Source organism: Sphingosinicella sp. (assembly GCF_041916975.1).
Classification (GTDB): Bacteria; Pseudomonadota; Alphaproteobacteria; order Sphingomonadales; family Sphingomonadaceae; genus Sphingosinicella.
On sequence record NZ_JAYRYK010000001.1, the window covers coordinates 1,675,783 to 1,691,090 of the forward strand.

20 protein-coding genes are annotated in these 15,308 nt (G+C 65.8%); 5 read left to right on the forward strand and 15 right to left on the reverse strand.

What is annotated here, in order from left to right; genetic code table 11:
* Nucleotides 1-46 precede the first annotated feature (46 nt).
* The gene (locus tag ACE3TJ_RS07800) at nt 47-1,120 is read left to right on the forward strand and encodes an amidohydrolase family protein (RefSeq protein ID WP_374595520.1); all 1,074 of its coding nucleotides are present in this window, start codon (nt 47-49) and stop codon (nt 1,118-1,120) included.
* A gap of 48 nt (nt 1,121-1,168) precedes the next feature.
* Here the strand turns inward: ACE3TJ_RS07800 and ACE3TJ_RS07805 are convergent, their stop codons facing one another.
* Nucleotides 1,169-2,182, reverse strand: coding sequence for an anion permease (locus ACE3TJ_RS07805; protein WP_374595522.1), 1,014 nt, complete (start codon nt 2,180-2,182; stop codon nt 1,169-1,171).
* 12 nt (nt 2,183-2,194) lie between these two features.
* Nucleotides 2,195-3,301 carry a DUF47 family protein gene (locus ACE3TJ_RS07810; protein ID WP_374595524.1) on the reverse strand — a complete coding sequence of 369 codons (1,107 nt, stop codon included), beginning with the start codon at nt 3,299-3,301 and terminating at the stop codon, nt 2,195-2,197.
* Nucleotides 3,302-3,471: 170 nt separating this feature from the next.
* Here ACE3TJ_RS07810 and ACE3TJ_RS07815 point away from each other — a divergent pair, with 170 nt between their 5' ends.
* From ACE3TJ_RS07815 to ACE3TJ_RS07825, 3 genes are all read left to right on the forward strand, one after another.
* Entirely contained in the window at nt 3,472-3,843 is a 372-nt protein-coding gene (locus tag ACE3TJ_RS07815; protein ID WP_374595526.1) for an ArsR/SmtB family transcription factor, read from the forward strand.
* Nucleotides 3,840-4,331 carry an SRPBCC family protein gene (locus tag ACE3TJ_RS07820; protein WP_374595528.1) on the forward strand — a complete coding sequence of 164 codons (492 nt, stop codon included), beginning with the start codon at nt 3,840-3,842 and terminating at the stop codon, nt 4,329-4,331. Before ACE3TJ_RS07815 ends, ACE3TJ_RS07820 begins: the two co-directional genes overlap by 4 nt.
* A gap of 95 nt (nt 4,332-4,426) precedes the next feature.
* On the forward strand, nt 4,427-4,843 hold the full coding sequence (locus ACE3TJ_RS07825) for a CHRD domain-containing protein (protein WP_374595530.1): 417 nt from the start codon (nt 4,427-4,429) through the stop codon (nt 4,841-4,843).
* Nucleotides 4,844-4,846: 3 nt separating this feature from the next.
* Here ACE3TJ_RS07825 and yghU read toward each other — a convergent pair whose 3' ends face one another.
* Both yghU and ACE3TJ_RS07835 read right to left on the reverse strand, forming a co-directional pair.
* Nucleotides 4,847-5,722: a glutathione-dependent disulfide-bond oxidoreductase gene (gene yghU / locus ACE3TJ_RS07830; RefSeq protein WP_374595532.1), complete on the reverse strand. Its 876-nt coding sequence runs from the start codon at nt 5,720-5,722 to the stop codon at nt 4,847-4,849.
* A gap of 68 nt (nt 5,723-5,790) precedes the next feature.
* Entirely contained in the window at nt 5,791-6,219 is a 429-nt protein-coding gene (locus ACE3TJ_RS07835; RefSeq protein WP_374595533.1) for a GFA family protein, read from the reverse strand.
* Nucleotides 6,220-6,305: 86 nt separating this feature from the next.
* On the opposite strand from ACE3TJ_RS07835, the gene ACE3TJ_RS07840 reads away from it, so the two are divergent.
* Complete coding sequence (locus ACE3TJ_RS07840) at nt 6,306-7,001, forward strand: VIT family protein (RefSeq protein WP_374595535.1); 696 nt, start codon at nt 6,306-6,308, stop codon at nt 6,999-7,001.
* A 19-nt stretch (nt 7,002-7,020) separates the two neighbouring features.
* Here ACE3TJ_RS07840 and ACE3TJ_RS07845 read toward each other — a convergent pair whose 3' ends face one another.
* From ACE3TJ_RS07845 to ACE3TJ_RS07895, 11 genes are all read right to left on the reverse strand, one after another.
* On the reverse strand, nt 7,021-7,572 hold the full coding sequence (locus tag ACE3TJ_RS07845) for a cytochrome b (RefSeq protein WP_374595537.1): 552 nt from the start codon (nt 7,570-7,572) through the stop codon (nt 7,021-7,023).
* Nucleotides 7,573-7,667: 95 nt separating this feature from the next.
* Nucleotides 7,668-9,512: a DUF885 family protein gene (locus tag ACE3TJ_RS07850; protein ID WP_374595539.1), complete on the reverse strand. Its 1,845-nt coding sequence runs from the start codon at nt 9,510-9,512 to the stop codon at nt 7,668-7,670.
* 99 nt (nt 9,513-9,611) lie between these two features.
* Entirely contained in the window at nt 9,612-9,794 is a 183-nt protein-coding gene (locus ACE3TJ_RS07855) for a YegP family protein (protein ID WP_374595541.1), read from the reverse strand.
* 65 nt (nt 9,795-9,859) lie between these two features.
* Entirely contained in the window at nt 9,860-10,465 is a 606-nt protein-coding gene (locus ACE3TJ_RS07860; RefSeq protein WP_374595543.1) for a heme exporter protein CcmB, read from the reverse strand.
* Nucleotides 10,462-11,019: a heme ABC exporter ATP-binding protein CcmA gene (gene ccmA, locus ACE3TJ_RS07865; RefSeq protein WP_374595545.1), complete on the reverse strand. Its 558-nt coding sequence runs from the start codon at nt 11,017-11,019 to the stop codon at nt 10,462-10,464. The genes ACE3TJ_RS07860 and ccmA overlap by 4 nt, the downstream gene beginning before the upstream one ends.
* A gap of 33 nt (nt 11,020-11,052) precedes the next feature.
* Complete coding sequence (locus ACE3TJ_RS07870) at nt 11,053-11,532, reverse strand: hypothetical protein (protein WP_374595547.1); 480 nt, start codon at nt 11,530-11,532, stop codon at nt 11,053-11,055.
* 69 nt (nt 11,533-11,601) lie between these two features.
* Entirely contained in the window at nt 11,602-12,132 is a 531-nt protein-coding gene (locus ACE3TJ_RS07875; RefSeq protein WP_374595549.1) for a PEP-CTERM sorting domain-containing protein, read from the reverse strand.
* Between the two features lie 180 nt (nt 12,133-12,312).
* A complete protein-coding gene (locus ACE3TJ_RS07880; protein ID WP_374595551.1) occupies nt 12,313-14,388 on the reverse strand; it encodes a prolyl oligopeptidase family serine peptidase in 2,076 nt (691 codons plus the stop codon).
* A gap of 90 nt (nt 14,389-14,478) precedes the next feature.
* A complete protein-coding gene (locus tag ACE3TJ_RS07885; RefSeq protein WP_374595553.1) occupies nt 14,479-14,718 on the reverse strand; it encodes a hypothetical protein in 240 nt (79 codons plus the stop codon).
* A 58-nt stretch (nt 14,719-14,776) separates the two neighbouring features.
* Nucleotides 14,777-14,917, reverse strand: a complete 141-nt coding sequence (locus tag ACE3TJ_RS07890; protein WP_374595555.1) for a hypothetical protein — start codon at nt 14,915-14,917, stop codon at nt 14,777-14,779.
* 137 nt (nt 14,918-15,054) lie between these two features.
* On the reverse strand, nt 15,055-15,261 hold the full coding sequence (locus ACE3TJ_RS07895; protein WP_374595557.1) for a cold-shock protein: 207 nt from the start codon (nt 15,259-15,261) through the stop codon (nt 15,055-15,057).
* Nucleotides 15,262-15,308: the final 47 nt, after the last annotated feature.

Consider the following 15,308-nt stretch of genomic DNA (forward strand, 5'->3'; position numbering starts at 1 on the left):
ATATTCGAAAAATGAATATTAGTTCATTTTATTGGGGGTGGAGACGATGATCTGGGCAAGACAGGCGCGCACCGCGCGCCGCGCGATGCTGACAGCGGCAATCCTGTTCAGCAGCACCGGTGCGCTTGCGGAAACCGCCCCGCGCGCCGATCACCACATGCATATCCAGAGCGCGCTCATCACCGATTGGCTGCAGGATATGCAGAAGGCGATGCCGGGTGTCTTTGAAGGCATCTCCGGGGACATCTTCAAGGTGCGCACGGGCGGCGATGCCGTGCACGAACTCGATCGCGCGGGCATTCGCCAGGGTGTGCTGCTGTCCGCCGGCTACATGTTCGGCTTCTCCGCCGTCCCGCTCGCGCCCGAGGAGATGGCCCGGCGGATGCGTGCCGAGAATCGCTTCAACGTCGACCAGGCGCTGGCCTCGAACGGTCGCCTCGTCGCGTTTGTCGGCATCAATCCGTTTCTGGGCAATGCGCTCGACGAACTCGAATACTGGTCGCGCCAGCCCGGCGCGTCGGGCGTGAAGCTCCACCTCGGCAACAGCGGTCTCGATCTCGGCAATCCCGATCAGGTCAAAACGCTTGCCGCCTTCTTCGCCGCCGCGAGCAAAGCGCGGATGCCGCTCGTCGTCCACCTGCGCGGCGCAGCGCCGTTCTCGAATGCGAACATCACCACCTTCATCGATACGGTGCTGTCAGAGGCGGGTGACCTTCCCGTGCAGATTGCGCACGGGGGCGGCTTCGGCGGCATCGATGCCGCGACGCTGGAAGCCCTTCGCCTCTATGGCGACGCCATAGAGCGCAAGGCTCCCGGCACCGCCAACCTCGTGCTCGACATCTCCGCCGTCGCCCAGCTCGATCTTTCGAAGCTCGCGAGCGTTCCGACAGAAGGCATCGAAACCCACACCGCCGACGAATGGCGTGCCGCCTACGTCGCCCAGATGCGCAAGATCGGCCTCGACCGCTTCGTCCTCGCCAGCGACTGGCCCGCCCTCACGCCCCCGGCCGAATATTTCGCCGCCGAGCGGAAGGCACTTCCGGTGACAGACGCCGAATGGACGACGCTTTGCGAGAATGTGGCGCCGTATCTGCGGGCGGAGTGGATCAAGGGTAATTAAGGCGCCGCGAGCCCCTGACTGCAGCGCTTCATCCAGCGGGCCCCGCCCCTAAAATAGCCGCGTAATCATGTAGAAGATCGCCCCCACCGCCGCCGATGCGGGAATGGTGATCACCCACGCCATCACCACGTTCTGCGCAACGCCCCAGCGCACGGCAGAGGCGCGGCGGGCGGTGCCGGCGCCGACGACGCAGCCGGTGATCGTGTGCGTCGTCGAGACCGGAATGCCGAGCAGCGAGGCGGTGAACACCATCACCGAGCCACCCGCCGACGCGCTGAAGCCCTGATGCTGCGAAAGCTTGGTGATGCGCGATCCCATCGTTTCGATGATCTTCCAGCCGCCCGAAAGCGTGCCGAGCGCGATCGCGATGTAGCAGCTGATCGCCACCCAGTGCGGCACGTGGAATTCGCCCTGCAGATGGCCGGTCGAATAGAGGAGCACAGTGATGATCCCCATCGTCTTCTGCGCGTCGTTGAGGCCGTGGCTGATCGAATAGGCGGCGGATGAGGCGAGATGCAGGTAGCGGAATCCGCGCTCCGCCCCGCGCGCGGTCGCGTCCTTCATCAGCCAGCTCGTCAGCAACATGATAAGCATCGAGAGGAACATGCCGAGCAGCGGCGAGAGCACGATCGCGATCAGCGTCTTGTTGAGCCCGCTCCATTCGATGCCGGACATGCCGGCGTGCGCAACGCCCGCGCCGACGATGCCACCGACGAGCGCGTGGCTCGACGAGGACGGGATGCCCTTCAACCACGTGACGACGTTCCAGAACATCGCGCCGATGAGCGCGCCGAACACCACGGCGGGCGTCACCAGATCCTTGTCGATGATGCCCTTGCCGATCGTTTCGGCGACCTTGTGCAATTCGGGAAAGGCGAGGCTGAGGAAATAGGCGGCGAAGTTGAACGCCGCCGCGAAGGCGACCGCCTGCACCGGCCCGAGCAGACGCGTCGCGACGACGGTCGCGATCGAATTCGCCGCGTCGTGAAGCCCGTTCAGGAAATCGAACGCAAGCGCGATGACGATGAGGCCGATAAGCAGCGGTAACGCGAGTTCGTGCATTGTATCGTGTCGTCAGGCGTGATCGATGACGATGCCGTCGATCTCGTTCGCGACATCTTCGAGCGCGTCGACGATGCGCTCGAGGTGCTTGTAGATTTCGCGCGAGACGATGAAACGCAGCGTGTCGCTCGCGCCGTATTGCTTGAACGCCTTCTTCACACCGATCGCGTGAATCTCGTCGGCGTGGCCTTCCATGCGCACCAGCCGCTCGGTGAGCTCGTGGAGCCGCTGGCCGTTCCGCCCCACATCGCGCAGCAGCGGCATTGCCTCGGCGGCGAGGCGGGCGCCGTCCACGATGATCGCGGTCATGTCGCGCATTTCCTGCTCAAACTCGCCGACCTCGTAGAGCGAGATCGCCGCGACCGTCGCCTGCATCTCGTCGATCGCGTCGTCCATCGCGCCGATGAGGCTGGTGATCGCGCCGCGATCGAACGGCGTCAGGAAGGTGCGGCGCACCGTGTGCAGCACCTCGCGGATGATGTCGTCGGCATCCTGCTCGCGTTCCATCACCTCGCGGATGTGATCCTCGGCGGAGGAGCCGTTTTCGAGGAGGCGCGCCAGCGCATCCGCCGCGGCGACCACGGTCATCGCGTGCGCCTCGAACAGCTCGAAGAAATTGCCCGTCTTGGGAAGCAGGCGCTGGAACCAGGCGAACATGTGGGGGATCCTCGATTTGTGGGCCACTGCGGTCAGCATCCCGGTGCGGCGGGCGGCGGCATTGAATTCGGACGCGCCGAAGGAGCGGATGAGATCGCGCAGGTCGTCCTCATCCACCGCGTCCGCCGCTTCGGCGAGCGTGAACCAGCGGCGCTCGCGCTCGTCCTGCTCCTTCCAGCGCTCCAGCTCGCGCGTCACGGCGAGCGGGAAGACGTCGACATCGACCATCAGCGAGGCGCCGTTGCTGCGCCGCTTGCGGTAACGATAGGAGCCGAGCGGCGTCGGGCACACCGCGCCGCGCACGCCCGCCTCTTCCTCCGCTTCGTCGGCCGCGGCGGCGTGCGGCGCCATTCCCTTGGTGACATTGCCCTTCGGGATCACCCAGCGTCGGCTGCTCCTGGAGGTCACGAGAAGGATGCGCACGGGCGCATCGATCGCGGTTCCCTCCGATCGATAGGGCAAGGCGGCAATCTGGCGAATGAAAACGTCCCCCGTCTGCGACAGCGCGCTTTGCGACAGTTTTGTGACGGTCTGATGACAGAATTTTTAAGCTGCGCAAGCATACGGTCCATACTTAGGAATTGACCTAAGTATTTTCCTTGCCTATGCACGCCAAACGAAAGGAGCCGCGCATGATCCCCGGACTGCACAGCGCCCCGTCAGCGCCGCCGCCACACGCAGTGATCGACGGCATCTTCCGCGCCTTGTCGGACCCGACGCGCCGCAGCGTGCTCGAACGGCTGAGCGCGAAGCCCGCCTCGGTCAGCGACCTCGCGGCGGATCACCGGATGGCGCTGCCCTCGTTCGTCGCGCACCTCAGGGTGCTCGAAGGCGCAGGGCTGGTACGCTCGAAAAAGGAAGGGCGGGTCAGAACCTATGAACTCGCCCCCGAACGGCTTCAGGTCGCCGAAGACTGGCTGGGCAGGCAGCGCACGATGTGGGAGCGCAGGCTGGACCGGCTCGATGCCTATCTGCTGAAAATGAAGAAGGAGAGATCGGAATGACGTCCAACCTGTTTACGTTCACCCCCGACCCCACGCTCGACCTTGTGCTCGAACGCGAGATCGACGTTCCCGTCGAACTCGTGTGGGAGGCGTGGACGACACCAGACAGCATCAAGGAATGGTTCTGCCCGAAGCCGTGGTCGGTGAGTTCGTGCGAGATCGACCTGCGCCCCGGCGGCAAGTTCAACACCGTGATGCGCTCGCCCGAAGGGCAGGAGTTCCCGAACAGCGGCTGTTATCTCGAAGTCGTGCCGAACCAGCGCCTCGTCTTCACCGACACGCTGCTCCCCGGCTTCCGCCCCGCGCCGAAGCCGTTCTTCACCGCCGCGCTGCTGCTGGCGCCAACCGCGACCGGCACGCGCTACACCGCGATCGCCATCCACGGCAACGAAGAGACGCGGAAGCAGCACGAGGAGATGGGTTTCCACGAAGGCTGGGGTACGGTCGTCGACCAGCTCGTCGCGCACATCAAGGCATCGATGCACTGAGGCTTCGGAGGGGAACCAGCAGCGCCCGGAAGCGTTTCGGCGAACAGGGATTCGCCGCCGGTATTTCGGCCTTTCACAACTTGAGGAGAAACGCGATGCGAACGGCACTTGCACTTCTGGGCGCCGCAATGGTCATCACCCCCGCCGCCGCCGCGCCCGTCACGATGCAGATCCACCTGACAGGCGCCGCGGAGGTTCCCGGCCCCGGCGACGCCGACGGCAAGGGCACCGCGAGCGTGACGCTCGACAGCGCCAAGCCCGAGGTCTGCTACACGCTCGACGTGAGCGGTATCGACACGGCGACGATGGCGCATATCCACAAGGGTGCGGCAGGCGTCGCCGGCCCGCCCGTCGTCACGCTCGATCCTCCCGCCAAGGGTGCATCGAAGGGCTGCGCCAAGGCTGACGCGGATGTCGTCGCGGCACTTCTCGCGAAGCCTGCGGACTACTACGTCAACGTCCACAACGCCTCGCACCCGAAGGGCGCGCTGCGCGGCCAGCTCGGCCGCTAGCCGTTACTCCGCCGCCAGCTTGTCGGCGGTCTTCGTGTCGAAGTCGCTCGCATCGTGGCGCTCGTGGAGCTGGTCCTCGAGCGGCCCGGTGCGGCGGTTCACCATGCGTCCGCGCCGCACGCCCGGCCGATCGCCGAGTTGCCTCGCCCAGCGCTGGACGTGTTCGTATTCGTGCACGGAAAGGAAGGTCGCGGACTCGCCGTAAAGCTCGCCGCGCACGAGCCCGCCATACCACGGCCAGATCGCCATATCGGCAACCGTGTAATCCGCGCCCGCGACGTATTCGAATTCTGCAAGCCGCCGGTTCAGCACATCGAGCTGGCGCTTCACCTCCATCGCGTAGCGGTTGATCGCATATTCGATCTTCTCCGGCGCGTAGGCATAGAAATGCCCGAAGCCGCCACCGAGGAAGGGCGCGCTCCCCATCTGCCAGAACAGCCACGAGAGCGCCTCGGCGCGCGCCGCGCCGTCTTTCGGCAGGAACGCGCCGAACTTTTCGGCAAGGTACACGAGGATGGCGCCGCTTTCGAACACGCGCACTGGCTCCGCACCGCTGCGGTCGACAAGCGCCGGGATCTTCGAATTCGGATTCACGTCGACGAACCCCGAACCGAACTGATCACCCGCCATGATGTTTATCAGCCACGCGTCGTATTCGGCGTCCGAATATCCGGCCGCGAGCAGCTCTTCGAGCAGGATCGTCACCTTCTGCCCATTGGGCGTGCCGAGCGAATAGAGCTGCAGCGGATACTTCCCCACCGGCAGCGCCTTGTCGTGCGTCGGCCCCGCGATCGGCCGGTTGATCGAAGCGAACTGTCCGCCGCCTCCCTGATCCCAGGTCCACACCTTCGGCGGCACGTAGTCGGACGGTTCGCTCATGCTGATCTCCTGCTTGAAACCAGCAGATAGGAACGCCCGCAGCGATCCGCCACCCCCCTCGCGCCGTCTCAGTCTTTCGCGCGTTCGAACCGAAGCACGCCCGCCAGCCGCGCGCTGCCGCCGGTGTCCGCGGGATGGTTCTCTCCGTCGAGCACCGGCACCTCGGCAAAGTCGAACGGACTCACGCCTTCAAGGCAGGCAGCGTTTACGCCGTATTCGCCAGGGTTCGAGCGCCGCCGATGAAACGTGTAGATCCCGCACACACTGCAGAAATGATGCTCGGCCGTGCCGGTGTTGAACTGGTATGTGACGAGCACGTCCGCGCCGGAAAGGATACGAAGGCTGCCCGCGTCCGCCGAGATCGCCACGGCGCCGCGCATTCGGCAGTAGGAGCAGGTGCAGCGCCGCGCGGTTCGGAGACCGTCCGTCAACGTCACATGGAATCGCACGCGCCCGCAGTGGCAGGCGCCGTTCAACTCCGCCACGTCCATGTCCATTTCGCTTCCCCTTCGCCCGGTTCATCTCTCGCCTTGTGGATACAGCGGATGCTAACAGCGACTGTCGGACATTGGGAGAAAACACCGTGGCACGTCGGCACAGGGAAAATCACCTCGTCGCGCGCATCGGCTGGCTGCGCGCCGCCGTTCTCGGCGCGAACGACGGAATCGTCTCGACGGCAAGTCTCATCGTCGGCGTCGCCGCAGCGGCGGCAAACACATCGGACGTGATGATCGCCGGCGTTGCAGGTCTCGTCGCCGGCGCGATGTCGATGGCAGCAGGCGAATATGTTTCGGTCAGTTCGCAGGCCGATACCGAAGCCGCCGATCTCGCACGGGAGCAGAAGGAGCTCGCCACTCAGCCCCGCCTGGAGCACGAGGAGCTTGCCCGCATCTACATGGATCGCGGGCTCGAAGCCGGGCTCGCGCATCAGGTCGCCGATCAGTTGATGGCGAAGGATGCGCTCGGCACCCATGCCCGAGACGAACTCGGCATTTCGGAGGTGACCGCCGCACGCCCTGTGCAGGCCGCGTTCACCTCCGCCATCACCTTCTCGGTCGGCGCCGCATTGCCGCTGATCGCCGTTGTCGCAGCACCGCAGGCGCTCATCATTCCCGCCGTCTCGGCCGCATCGCTCCTTTGCCTTGCCATTCTCGGCGCTGTAGGCGCGCGGGCAGGCGGTGCGAACGCCTGGAAGGCGACCGCCCGCGTCACCTTCTGGGGCATCCTCGCGCTTGCCGTCACCGCGGGGATCGGCCGCCTGTTCGGAACCGTGGTCTGAACGGGCTGCACCCGCTCTGTCATCCCCGGCCGGGCAGCATCCTCAAGAGCGTGTTGTCGCGCATCACATAGTGGTGAAACAGCCCCGCGGCGGCGTGCAGGCCGATCAGGTAATAGCCCACCTCTCCGGCCGTCTCGTGGATTTCCTCGACCTGTTCGGCAAGCGCTTCGCTCGGCGCCACGAGCGGCGGCAGTTCGAGCCCGAAGAAGGGGATCGGCTCGCCCTCGGCGCTCAGGATCAGCCAGCCTGCGATCGGCATCCCGATCATGAAAAGATAAAGCGCGGCGTGCACGGCGTGTGCGGCTGCGGTCTGCCACACTGGCGGACGCGGCGCGATCGGCGGCGTGCCGCCCCCGACGCGCGCGGCGATGCGTACAGCGACGAACACGAGCACCGAAAGTCCCAGCATGAAATGCAGCGACTTCACGAACTCGCGCGTCTCGCTGCCGCGTTCGAACAGAACGCGCATTTCGATGGTGGCGAACACCGCCGCCAGCAGCAACAGCATCACCCAGTGCAGCGCGATTGTGGCCTTGCCGTAACGTGCCGTAGTAACCGATCCGTTGGTCATGATCTCACCCGTTCCGTTTGCCCACCGGCCACCGCGCTATCAGAGTCGCGCTGACGCTTCGCTGACGGGACGGGGGATAAAGAGCGGCCGGACGTCTATATGCGAGACGCCGCGATGTGCGCATCGATCAACTGCTCCAGCACTGTCATCGGTATACCGCCCGCTTTCACCACAGCGTCGTTGAACAGCCGCAGGTCATAGCGGGTTCCAAGCGCTGCCATCGCTTTCTCGCGCAGTCGGTTTATCTCGTTCTGTCCGGCTTTGTAGCCGCAGGCCTGGCCGGGCCAGGCGCAATAACGATCAACTTCGCTGCTGACTTCCGCGATTGGTGAACCATTTGTGGTGGCGAACCAGTCTATCGTCTGTTCACGGGTCCAGCGCTTGGCGTGCAATCCGGTATCGACGACAAGGCGGCAGGCACGGAATGAAATGGACTGGAGATAACCCAGCCGCCCAAGCGGATCGCCTTCATAGACATCGAGTTCGTCGGCAAGTTGCTCGGCGTATAGCGCCCAACCTTCCGAATAGGCATTGAACGCAAGCAACGAGCGGATGAGCGGCAGCTTGTAGCTATATTCGCCTTGCCACACGTGTCCCGGAATGCCCTCGTGATAGGTGAGGGTCGGCAAACCGAAACGCGGCGATATCGCCGTATCGCGCAGATTGATGAAAAAGATGCCCGGCACGGAGCCATCCATGGTGCCTGCGGTTGCCGAGCCGCCCGGCGCGCCCGCCTCGATTTCCGGCGGCACCCGCTTGACGACAAGATTGCCCGGAACAAGCGTGGCAAAGGCGCGCGGCATGCGCGCGCGGATGTCGGTGATGCGCCCGTTGATATACTCCAGAATCTGCGCGCGGCCGGCATCGGTGTTCGGGAAAAGGTAGCGCGGGTCCTTGCCGAGCGCAGCCATTCGCTCTCCCACAGTGCCGCGCGTAAGCCCCTCGGCACGCAGCAGCACATCCATCCGCGCGGCCAGCGACTTCACCTGTTCCAGCCCAAGCCCGTGCACCGCGTCGGGAGACAGGCTTGATGTGGTCGCCGCGCGCAGCGCCCAATCATAATAGGCGTCGCCCTGCGGCAGCTTCCAAACACCCGCGTCGGCGGTGGCGACTGCGCGATGACGCTCCAGTTCGGCGATCTGGCGATCGAGCGCGGGGGCAATCTTGTCGGCGGCGATCCGTGCAGCCTGCGCCGCGTGGTCGCCGGCCATGCTTTCGGTGCGCCGCGCAACAGAGGAAACCACGCCCCATCCGCCGATGGGCTTCGCGCGCGCGGCCTTCATCTGCCGAAGCGTCTTGTCCAGCAGGAAGCCGGGCGCAACAACGCCCATGCCGCGATCGTGCGACAGGCGCGCGGTTTCGCCATCCAGCGCCAGCGCATAGGCGTCCATGCGGGCGAGATACGCGTCGGCATCCGCGACCTCTGCGATTGGATGGCTGTTTTCGAGGAAATCCGGAATCTCGACGAAGGCGCCCATGTTCTGTGCGACGACATACGGAGCGTTGCGATACGACCAGAGCTGGTTGAGCATCGCGGTATCGCCGAAGCCGAAGCCGAAGCCCTCCACCGCCAGCGCGTGCGCCGCTGTCGCAACCGCAACATGTGTGCGCGTTTCGGGTCCGAGCTGATCGGGGTTGATCGCGCGGAGCTGCGCAAGCCTTTGCCTTGCCGCTGCGGCAAGCTGCTGGACCCCGCCTGGCGAACGATCCGTCAGACGCGATTTGAGCGCACGACGCGCGCCGGTGTCCAGCCCGAGCGCGCCGGCATTTTCGGGATGCTCGGCGAGCAGGGCTTCCGCGACACCGCCAAGCATTCGCTCTGCCGCTGCGTCGGCGCTCGTCGTTGCTTCCGACGCATACAGGACGCCGGGAACGAATGGCAGTGCGGCAAGAGCGCTCCCTGAGAGGAGAAACTGGCGGCGTGCGAGCGGCGTCATCATGCTATCGGCCCCTCAGCGCGTTGAAGACGTTGCACACGTGACGCGGCACGCACGATTGCTGTGCGGCCACGCCGCTCGATCGCTCCCCAAAAGCGCGCGTCAGCTGTCCGAGTTGTCGACCACGTCGGCGCCAGGGCCGTTCTTCTTCATGGACTCGATGGCGTTCTTCGCGCTTGCCTTGCTCGAATAGCCTTCGGTCGTGAACATCTTTTCGGAATTATATTTGAAGGCGACGCGGTATTCGCCCGCCTTGTCCTTGGTGATTTCGAACGTGTAGGCCATGCCCGTTCTCCCTGACCGTTGAACGACGCCAGCCTAACCGGAAGCGCCCGACGCGCAAGGGCGATTCAGCCGTCGCCCTGCCGAAGCGCTGCCGCTGCCGCGAACGGCGCGAACGCGGTGACGACGAGGCTCGACGCGGCGAGCAGGCGCAGCTCTCCGGCGCTGCCGAAAATGAGCACGGGGAGCGCGAGCGGCAGCACGATGAGCCCGGCAAGCGCGGGCCCGCCGCGTGCGCCCGCGACGAGCGCAGCGGCCACCAGCCCGAGCCCGGCGAGCGCGGGCGTACCGAGCGCAAGGCCCGTCACCAGCGCGGGCACATCGGCGTTCAGCATCGCGCCGCCGATCACCGCCGCGACGAGCAGCGCAGGCGCGAAGCCGAGCCAGTGCGCGGCGAGCCGCGCCGCCATGATCGTCTCGGGCGCGATGCCGCGCACGCGCAGCTGATCCATCGTGCCGTCGGCGACGTCCTCGGCGACGAGCGTCCCCACCGGAAGCAGCGACGCGAGCAGTGCCGCCACCCACAGACTACCCGCGCCGACGCGCGCGAGCAGCGCGGCGTCCGGCCCGATCGCGAACGCAGTCATGCTCGCGACCATCACGAAGAAGACGAGCGGGATGAGACCGCCCGCGCCGATGTCCACCCCGCGGGAGACAAGACGCCAGAAGCTCACAGCGCCAGCTCCCGCGCGCCCGGCACATCGGTCTCGCCGTGCGTCACCACGATCGCGCCTCCTCCGCCCGCGAGGTGCGCGCCGATTGCTGCCGAGAGCGCCTTGGCATTTGCCGCGTCGAGCCCCGCACCCGGTTCGTCGAGCAGCCACAGCGCCGCGCCCGAGGCGATCACCCGCGCCAGCGCCGCGCGCCGTTTCTGCCCTGCGGAAAGCATCCGAACCGGCACATCGCCGAGCGTTTCCAGCCCCAGCGCAAACAGGGCCTGCGAGTCATCCATCCGCGCCCACCAGCCGAGTTCCTGCCCAAGCGTGCGCCCCGGCTTCAATGCGTTTTCATGCCCCAGCCAGGCGATTTTCGCCGGGTGTTCGATGCGGCCTGCAGCGGGCGGCAGCAGCCCGGCGAGGCAACGCAGCAGGCTCGATTTGCCGCTGCCGTTCGGCCCCGTCACGCGCAGCGCCTCTCCTGCCCGGACGGTAAGCGACAGCCCTTCGAACAGCAGCCGCCCGCCGCGCACGCAGGCGAGGTTTTCGGCGCGGATGAGCATGTCCCCCATGCCTTCCGCCCTAGCGGCTCGCGTCTGCGCGCGCTACTTCTTCTTGGGTTTTTCAGGCTTGATGCGAACGGTCGTCGTCTCGCGCAGCGCGGTCTCGACACCCGGCACGGCGAGCGCCTGATAGGCGCATTCGCCCACGGTCCAGCCATAAGGCGTCTGCCGGAGCGCGGTCACCACGCGGGAGCCGGCGGGGGCATCGATGCGGCCCCAATCGTCGGTGTTCAGGATTTCGTGGCGCGTGGGCTTGCCCGGTCCGGGCCAGATGTCGATCGACTCCGCGCCCTTGCCTTTCAGGTACTGGATCACCTCGATGCGCTGGAACAGCGTGCCGTCACCGCGCGGCAGCTCGCGGACGATGCCGTCGATCACCAGCGCCTCGCTCGCCAGCAGGTATTTCGCGGCTTCGTCCGCATCCCGCTGCACCAGGATCGGGAGCACGCAGCGCGCCGCCGCCGATCCGCTGAACCCGGCCGCCGCCAGAAAGACCGCGGCCGCCACACAACGCTTACGCATTACGACCCCTCCATTTTCCCTTTTTCGGGAGTGTATCACAGGGGAGAGGTCGTTGCGATTCCGCATCGATTATTTGCGGCGCCGGCGGCCAAGCGCGAGTCCGGCAAGGCCAAGACCAAACAGCGCGAGCGCCGCCGGTTCCGGCACGTCCGCAGTCGGGGTTTCGATTGTGGGCAGGGCTGTCGCGATCTCGGGAAGCGCCGCCGCCCACACGCGCACGGCGTTCCACGTCTCGGCAACACCCGAGAAGCGGTCCTCGACGCCGGTGTAATAGGCGTTCAGCACCCAGTCCGCGCCACCCGTGCCGAACACGATGACTTCGGTGAGGTATTCGCCGAAGTCGTAGACGAAGCTGTCGATGCCACCGAGTTCGAAGCTTTCCGGGTTCCACGCGTCGCTGCCGCCGCTCCAGAAGGCCGAGAAGTCGGTGAGTTCGTTCGCGGTGAGCACACCATCAAGGTTCAGGTCCTCACCCGAAAAACTGCCGCTGACGCTGGCGCCCGCGCCGTAGTCCTGCTCGAAGTTGAAGCTCACCGGCGCGGCGTTCGCACTGCCAGCGATCAGCATGGCGGCGGCGGAAAGGAAGAAAGCGCGTTTCATGGTCGGTACTCCTGTCTCAGATCTCGAAGCTGAAGACTCAAGAACCGTGCCAGTTGCGGAGTTCCGCCATCCTAATGATTAACGCGTCTTCCCCTTGTAAATCCCGCCGACGCTTTGCCGTTCATGTTCCTGAATAAATTCAAAATACTTATAGTTAACAGTACGCCATCGTAACAATATTCATCGCTTTCCGAGTGTTTCCGAGAAGAACTCAGCCTGATCGCGCCACAGCTGCTGCCATGCCGAGAAACGGATCAGCCCGTGAGACTCGCCGGGCAGCAGCACGGTGCGCACATCGACACCCTGCCGCCGCAGCTTCTGCGCGAGGTCCACGGTCTCGCGCACGTCCACATTCATGTCGTTGTCGCCGCTGAACAGCAGCACGGGCGAGCGCCAGCCCTCCACGACGCCGAGCGGCGAGGCCGCGAGCGCCGTCGCCTTGTCCGCCTCGCCCACGCCGAAGAATTTGCTGGGGTTGAGGTGCCCCGGCACCGGCGAGGGCCAGCTCCAGTCGAACACGCCGTGGATTGCGGAGCCCGCCGCGAACACGTCCGAGTTCCGCGCCAGCGCCTGCCCGGTCAGCAGCCCGCCGTAGGAGCCGCCCCAGATGCCGATGCGCTTGGGGTCCACGTCCGCCCGCGCGGCGAGCCAGCGCCCCGCGCCAAGCACGTCATTATATTCTGAAGCCTTGCGCCACGCCCGCCCCGGCGCCTCGCGGAAGTCCCGCCCATATCCCACGCCCGAGCGGAAGTTGAGCGCGAGCACCACATAGCCCATCTCCGCCAGCCGCCGGTTCATTGCATAGTCGTTCGCGTAGTAACCACTGAAGTGGAAGCCCGCGAACATCTGCCGCGTCGGCCCGCCGTGCACGTAGACGAGCGCCGGATGCGGCCCCTTGCCCTTGGGGAGGAACAGCTGCCCCGGCACGCTCTCCCCGTCCGACGCCGTGAGGCGTACCTGCTGCGGCGCCGGCGCGGCAAAGCTGTGGCGGTATCCGTAGTCGGCGGGCGTCTCCGCGTACGCCACCTTTCCGCTCGCGCTATCCACGATCCGCAGCATGGCGGAAGCGTCTGCACCTCCGCCCGTCACCGCGACATGTCGCCCGTCACCCGCCGCGCTCGCCAGTGCGAGGACGACGTCCTTCGTCTCCACCGCCCGCTCGCGCCCGCTGGAAACCGTGATGAGCGAGGCCTGCCGCGTATCGAGATCGCGGCAGTTGTGGATCACGAACAGCGTGTCCGGCGCGGCAAGCTCGCTCTCCGCGACCTCGCACTTTTCGCGCGTCAGCGCACGCACTTTGCCGCCCGCAATGCTTGCCGCATAAAGCCGCGCCCAGCCGTCTTCCTCGGCGCGGAACACGACGGTCTTGCTGTCGGACCAGCGCAGCAGTCCCTCGTCATCGTCGGAAATGAACGAGCCCCCGCGCGGCCCCGATTGCCACAGCGTCTTCGCTTTCCCGCCGCTCACCGCCACCGTCTCCACGGCGACGGATTGGTTTTCGAGATTGTCGTAGGTCACCGTGTGCTCGCGCCCCGGCCAGCGGAGGTACGCGAGGCTCTTCCCGTCCGGCGAAAGCACGGGGTGGCTGAGCGTGTCCGCCCCCGTCACCAGCCATTCCACCCGGTCGCTGCCGATCGTATGGCGGCCGAGGAACGACCAGCCGCCGCGATCCTGCACGAAGAAGAAGCTCTTCCCGTCTGCCGCCCACGCGCGCTGCGCGAAGGCCGCGCCGCCGCGCACCAGCATTTCCGGCTTGGCATCGGCGGCGCCAACCGCCATCGCCCAAAGGTCCGCCCCGCTCCGGTAAACGAGCCGCGATCCGTCCGGCGTGAACTCCGGCGAGGCCCCCTCGCCGATCTTCACCGGAGCCACGCCGCCCGCGCTCGAAACGAGCCACAGCGTCGCCTTCGGCGGCGTCAGCAGACTGGCCGGATTATACCCGCCCGACGCGAACCCGGTCGTGAAGGCAACCCACGCCCCATCCGGCGAAATCTGGATGCCGGTGATCGGCGCCCCGTCCACATCGCGCTGCGAAAACAGCGCCGTGCGCTTGAAGCCGGGGCCGCGCGCGGCAAGCAGCTGCGTCGTGTCGCCCTGCTGCACGGTCCAGGCGAAAGCCCCCGCGCGCGCCGCGCTGATCTCGGTCGCCATCGGAAAGGCGAGGAACGCCGTATCGTCAGCGGCAGAAGCGGCAGTCGCTGTCGCCAGCGCAGCGCCGGCAAGCATGAAGCGGGAAACGAAGGACGAAACGCGCATGACCGGGAACCCTCCTGCTGTGCGAAGGGCGCGCCGTATGGCGCAATTCTCCCTTCGGGCGCTTTATGTCCCGAACTTATCCGAACACGCCTATATGGCAAATGCCTTCGGAGAGGATTGTGCGGCCAGTTCGCGCTCCGCATCGCGGGCGAGTTTGGCGGTTCGCACCTTTTCGCCTTCGAGCAGGTTTTTGCTGTGCTGCTGCGCGAGCTCGATCCAGCGGTCGCGCGCGAGCACCGCCTGTTGCCGCACGTTGGCAAGCACGGCGTCGGTGATGGCACGCTGGGCACTCGCAATGCGCTCCTGATAGAATTCCGTCCGGTCTTTCATGCAGGAGCCCTTTCGCGTTGGGGAGGAGATGGCGGGAGAGGAAATGGAAGATCCGCGTTCAGCCGATCAGGTCGTAAACAATCTGCCGAAGCTGCTGGCGCGTCAGCCCGGCAGGCTCGCGCCGCGCGCCCGTGGCGGGCGCTGTTTTCGGCAAAGGAGAAGTGGTGCGGCGCGCCGGGTTCCGGCGTCCGTTTGTCATTTGGTTTTGCATATCTGTCATTTGTCTTGGCCGCGTGGATCGCGGCATTTTTATCGTGAAGCCCGCGGGCTTCGCACCTTTGGGATTGGCCCGGCGAACCGCGCCGGACCTCCCGAACCTGTTTTGAAAAGCGCCCGTCAGGCTGCTTTCAGGGCCACCGCACTCGTGCGGCCGCGCTTGTCCTGTTCCAGCTCGTAGCTGACGCGCTGGTCCTTATCGAGCGTCTCCATCCCCGCCATCTGAACGGCGGTGATGTGAACAAAAGCGTCTTCGCCGGCGCCTTCCGGCGCGATGAAGCCATAGCCCTTCTGGGCATTGAAGAATTTTACGGTGCCGATCGGCATAGTCTGTCTCAATATTCAAATCGTAATCATACCCGCGCACCACTATG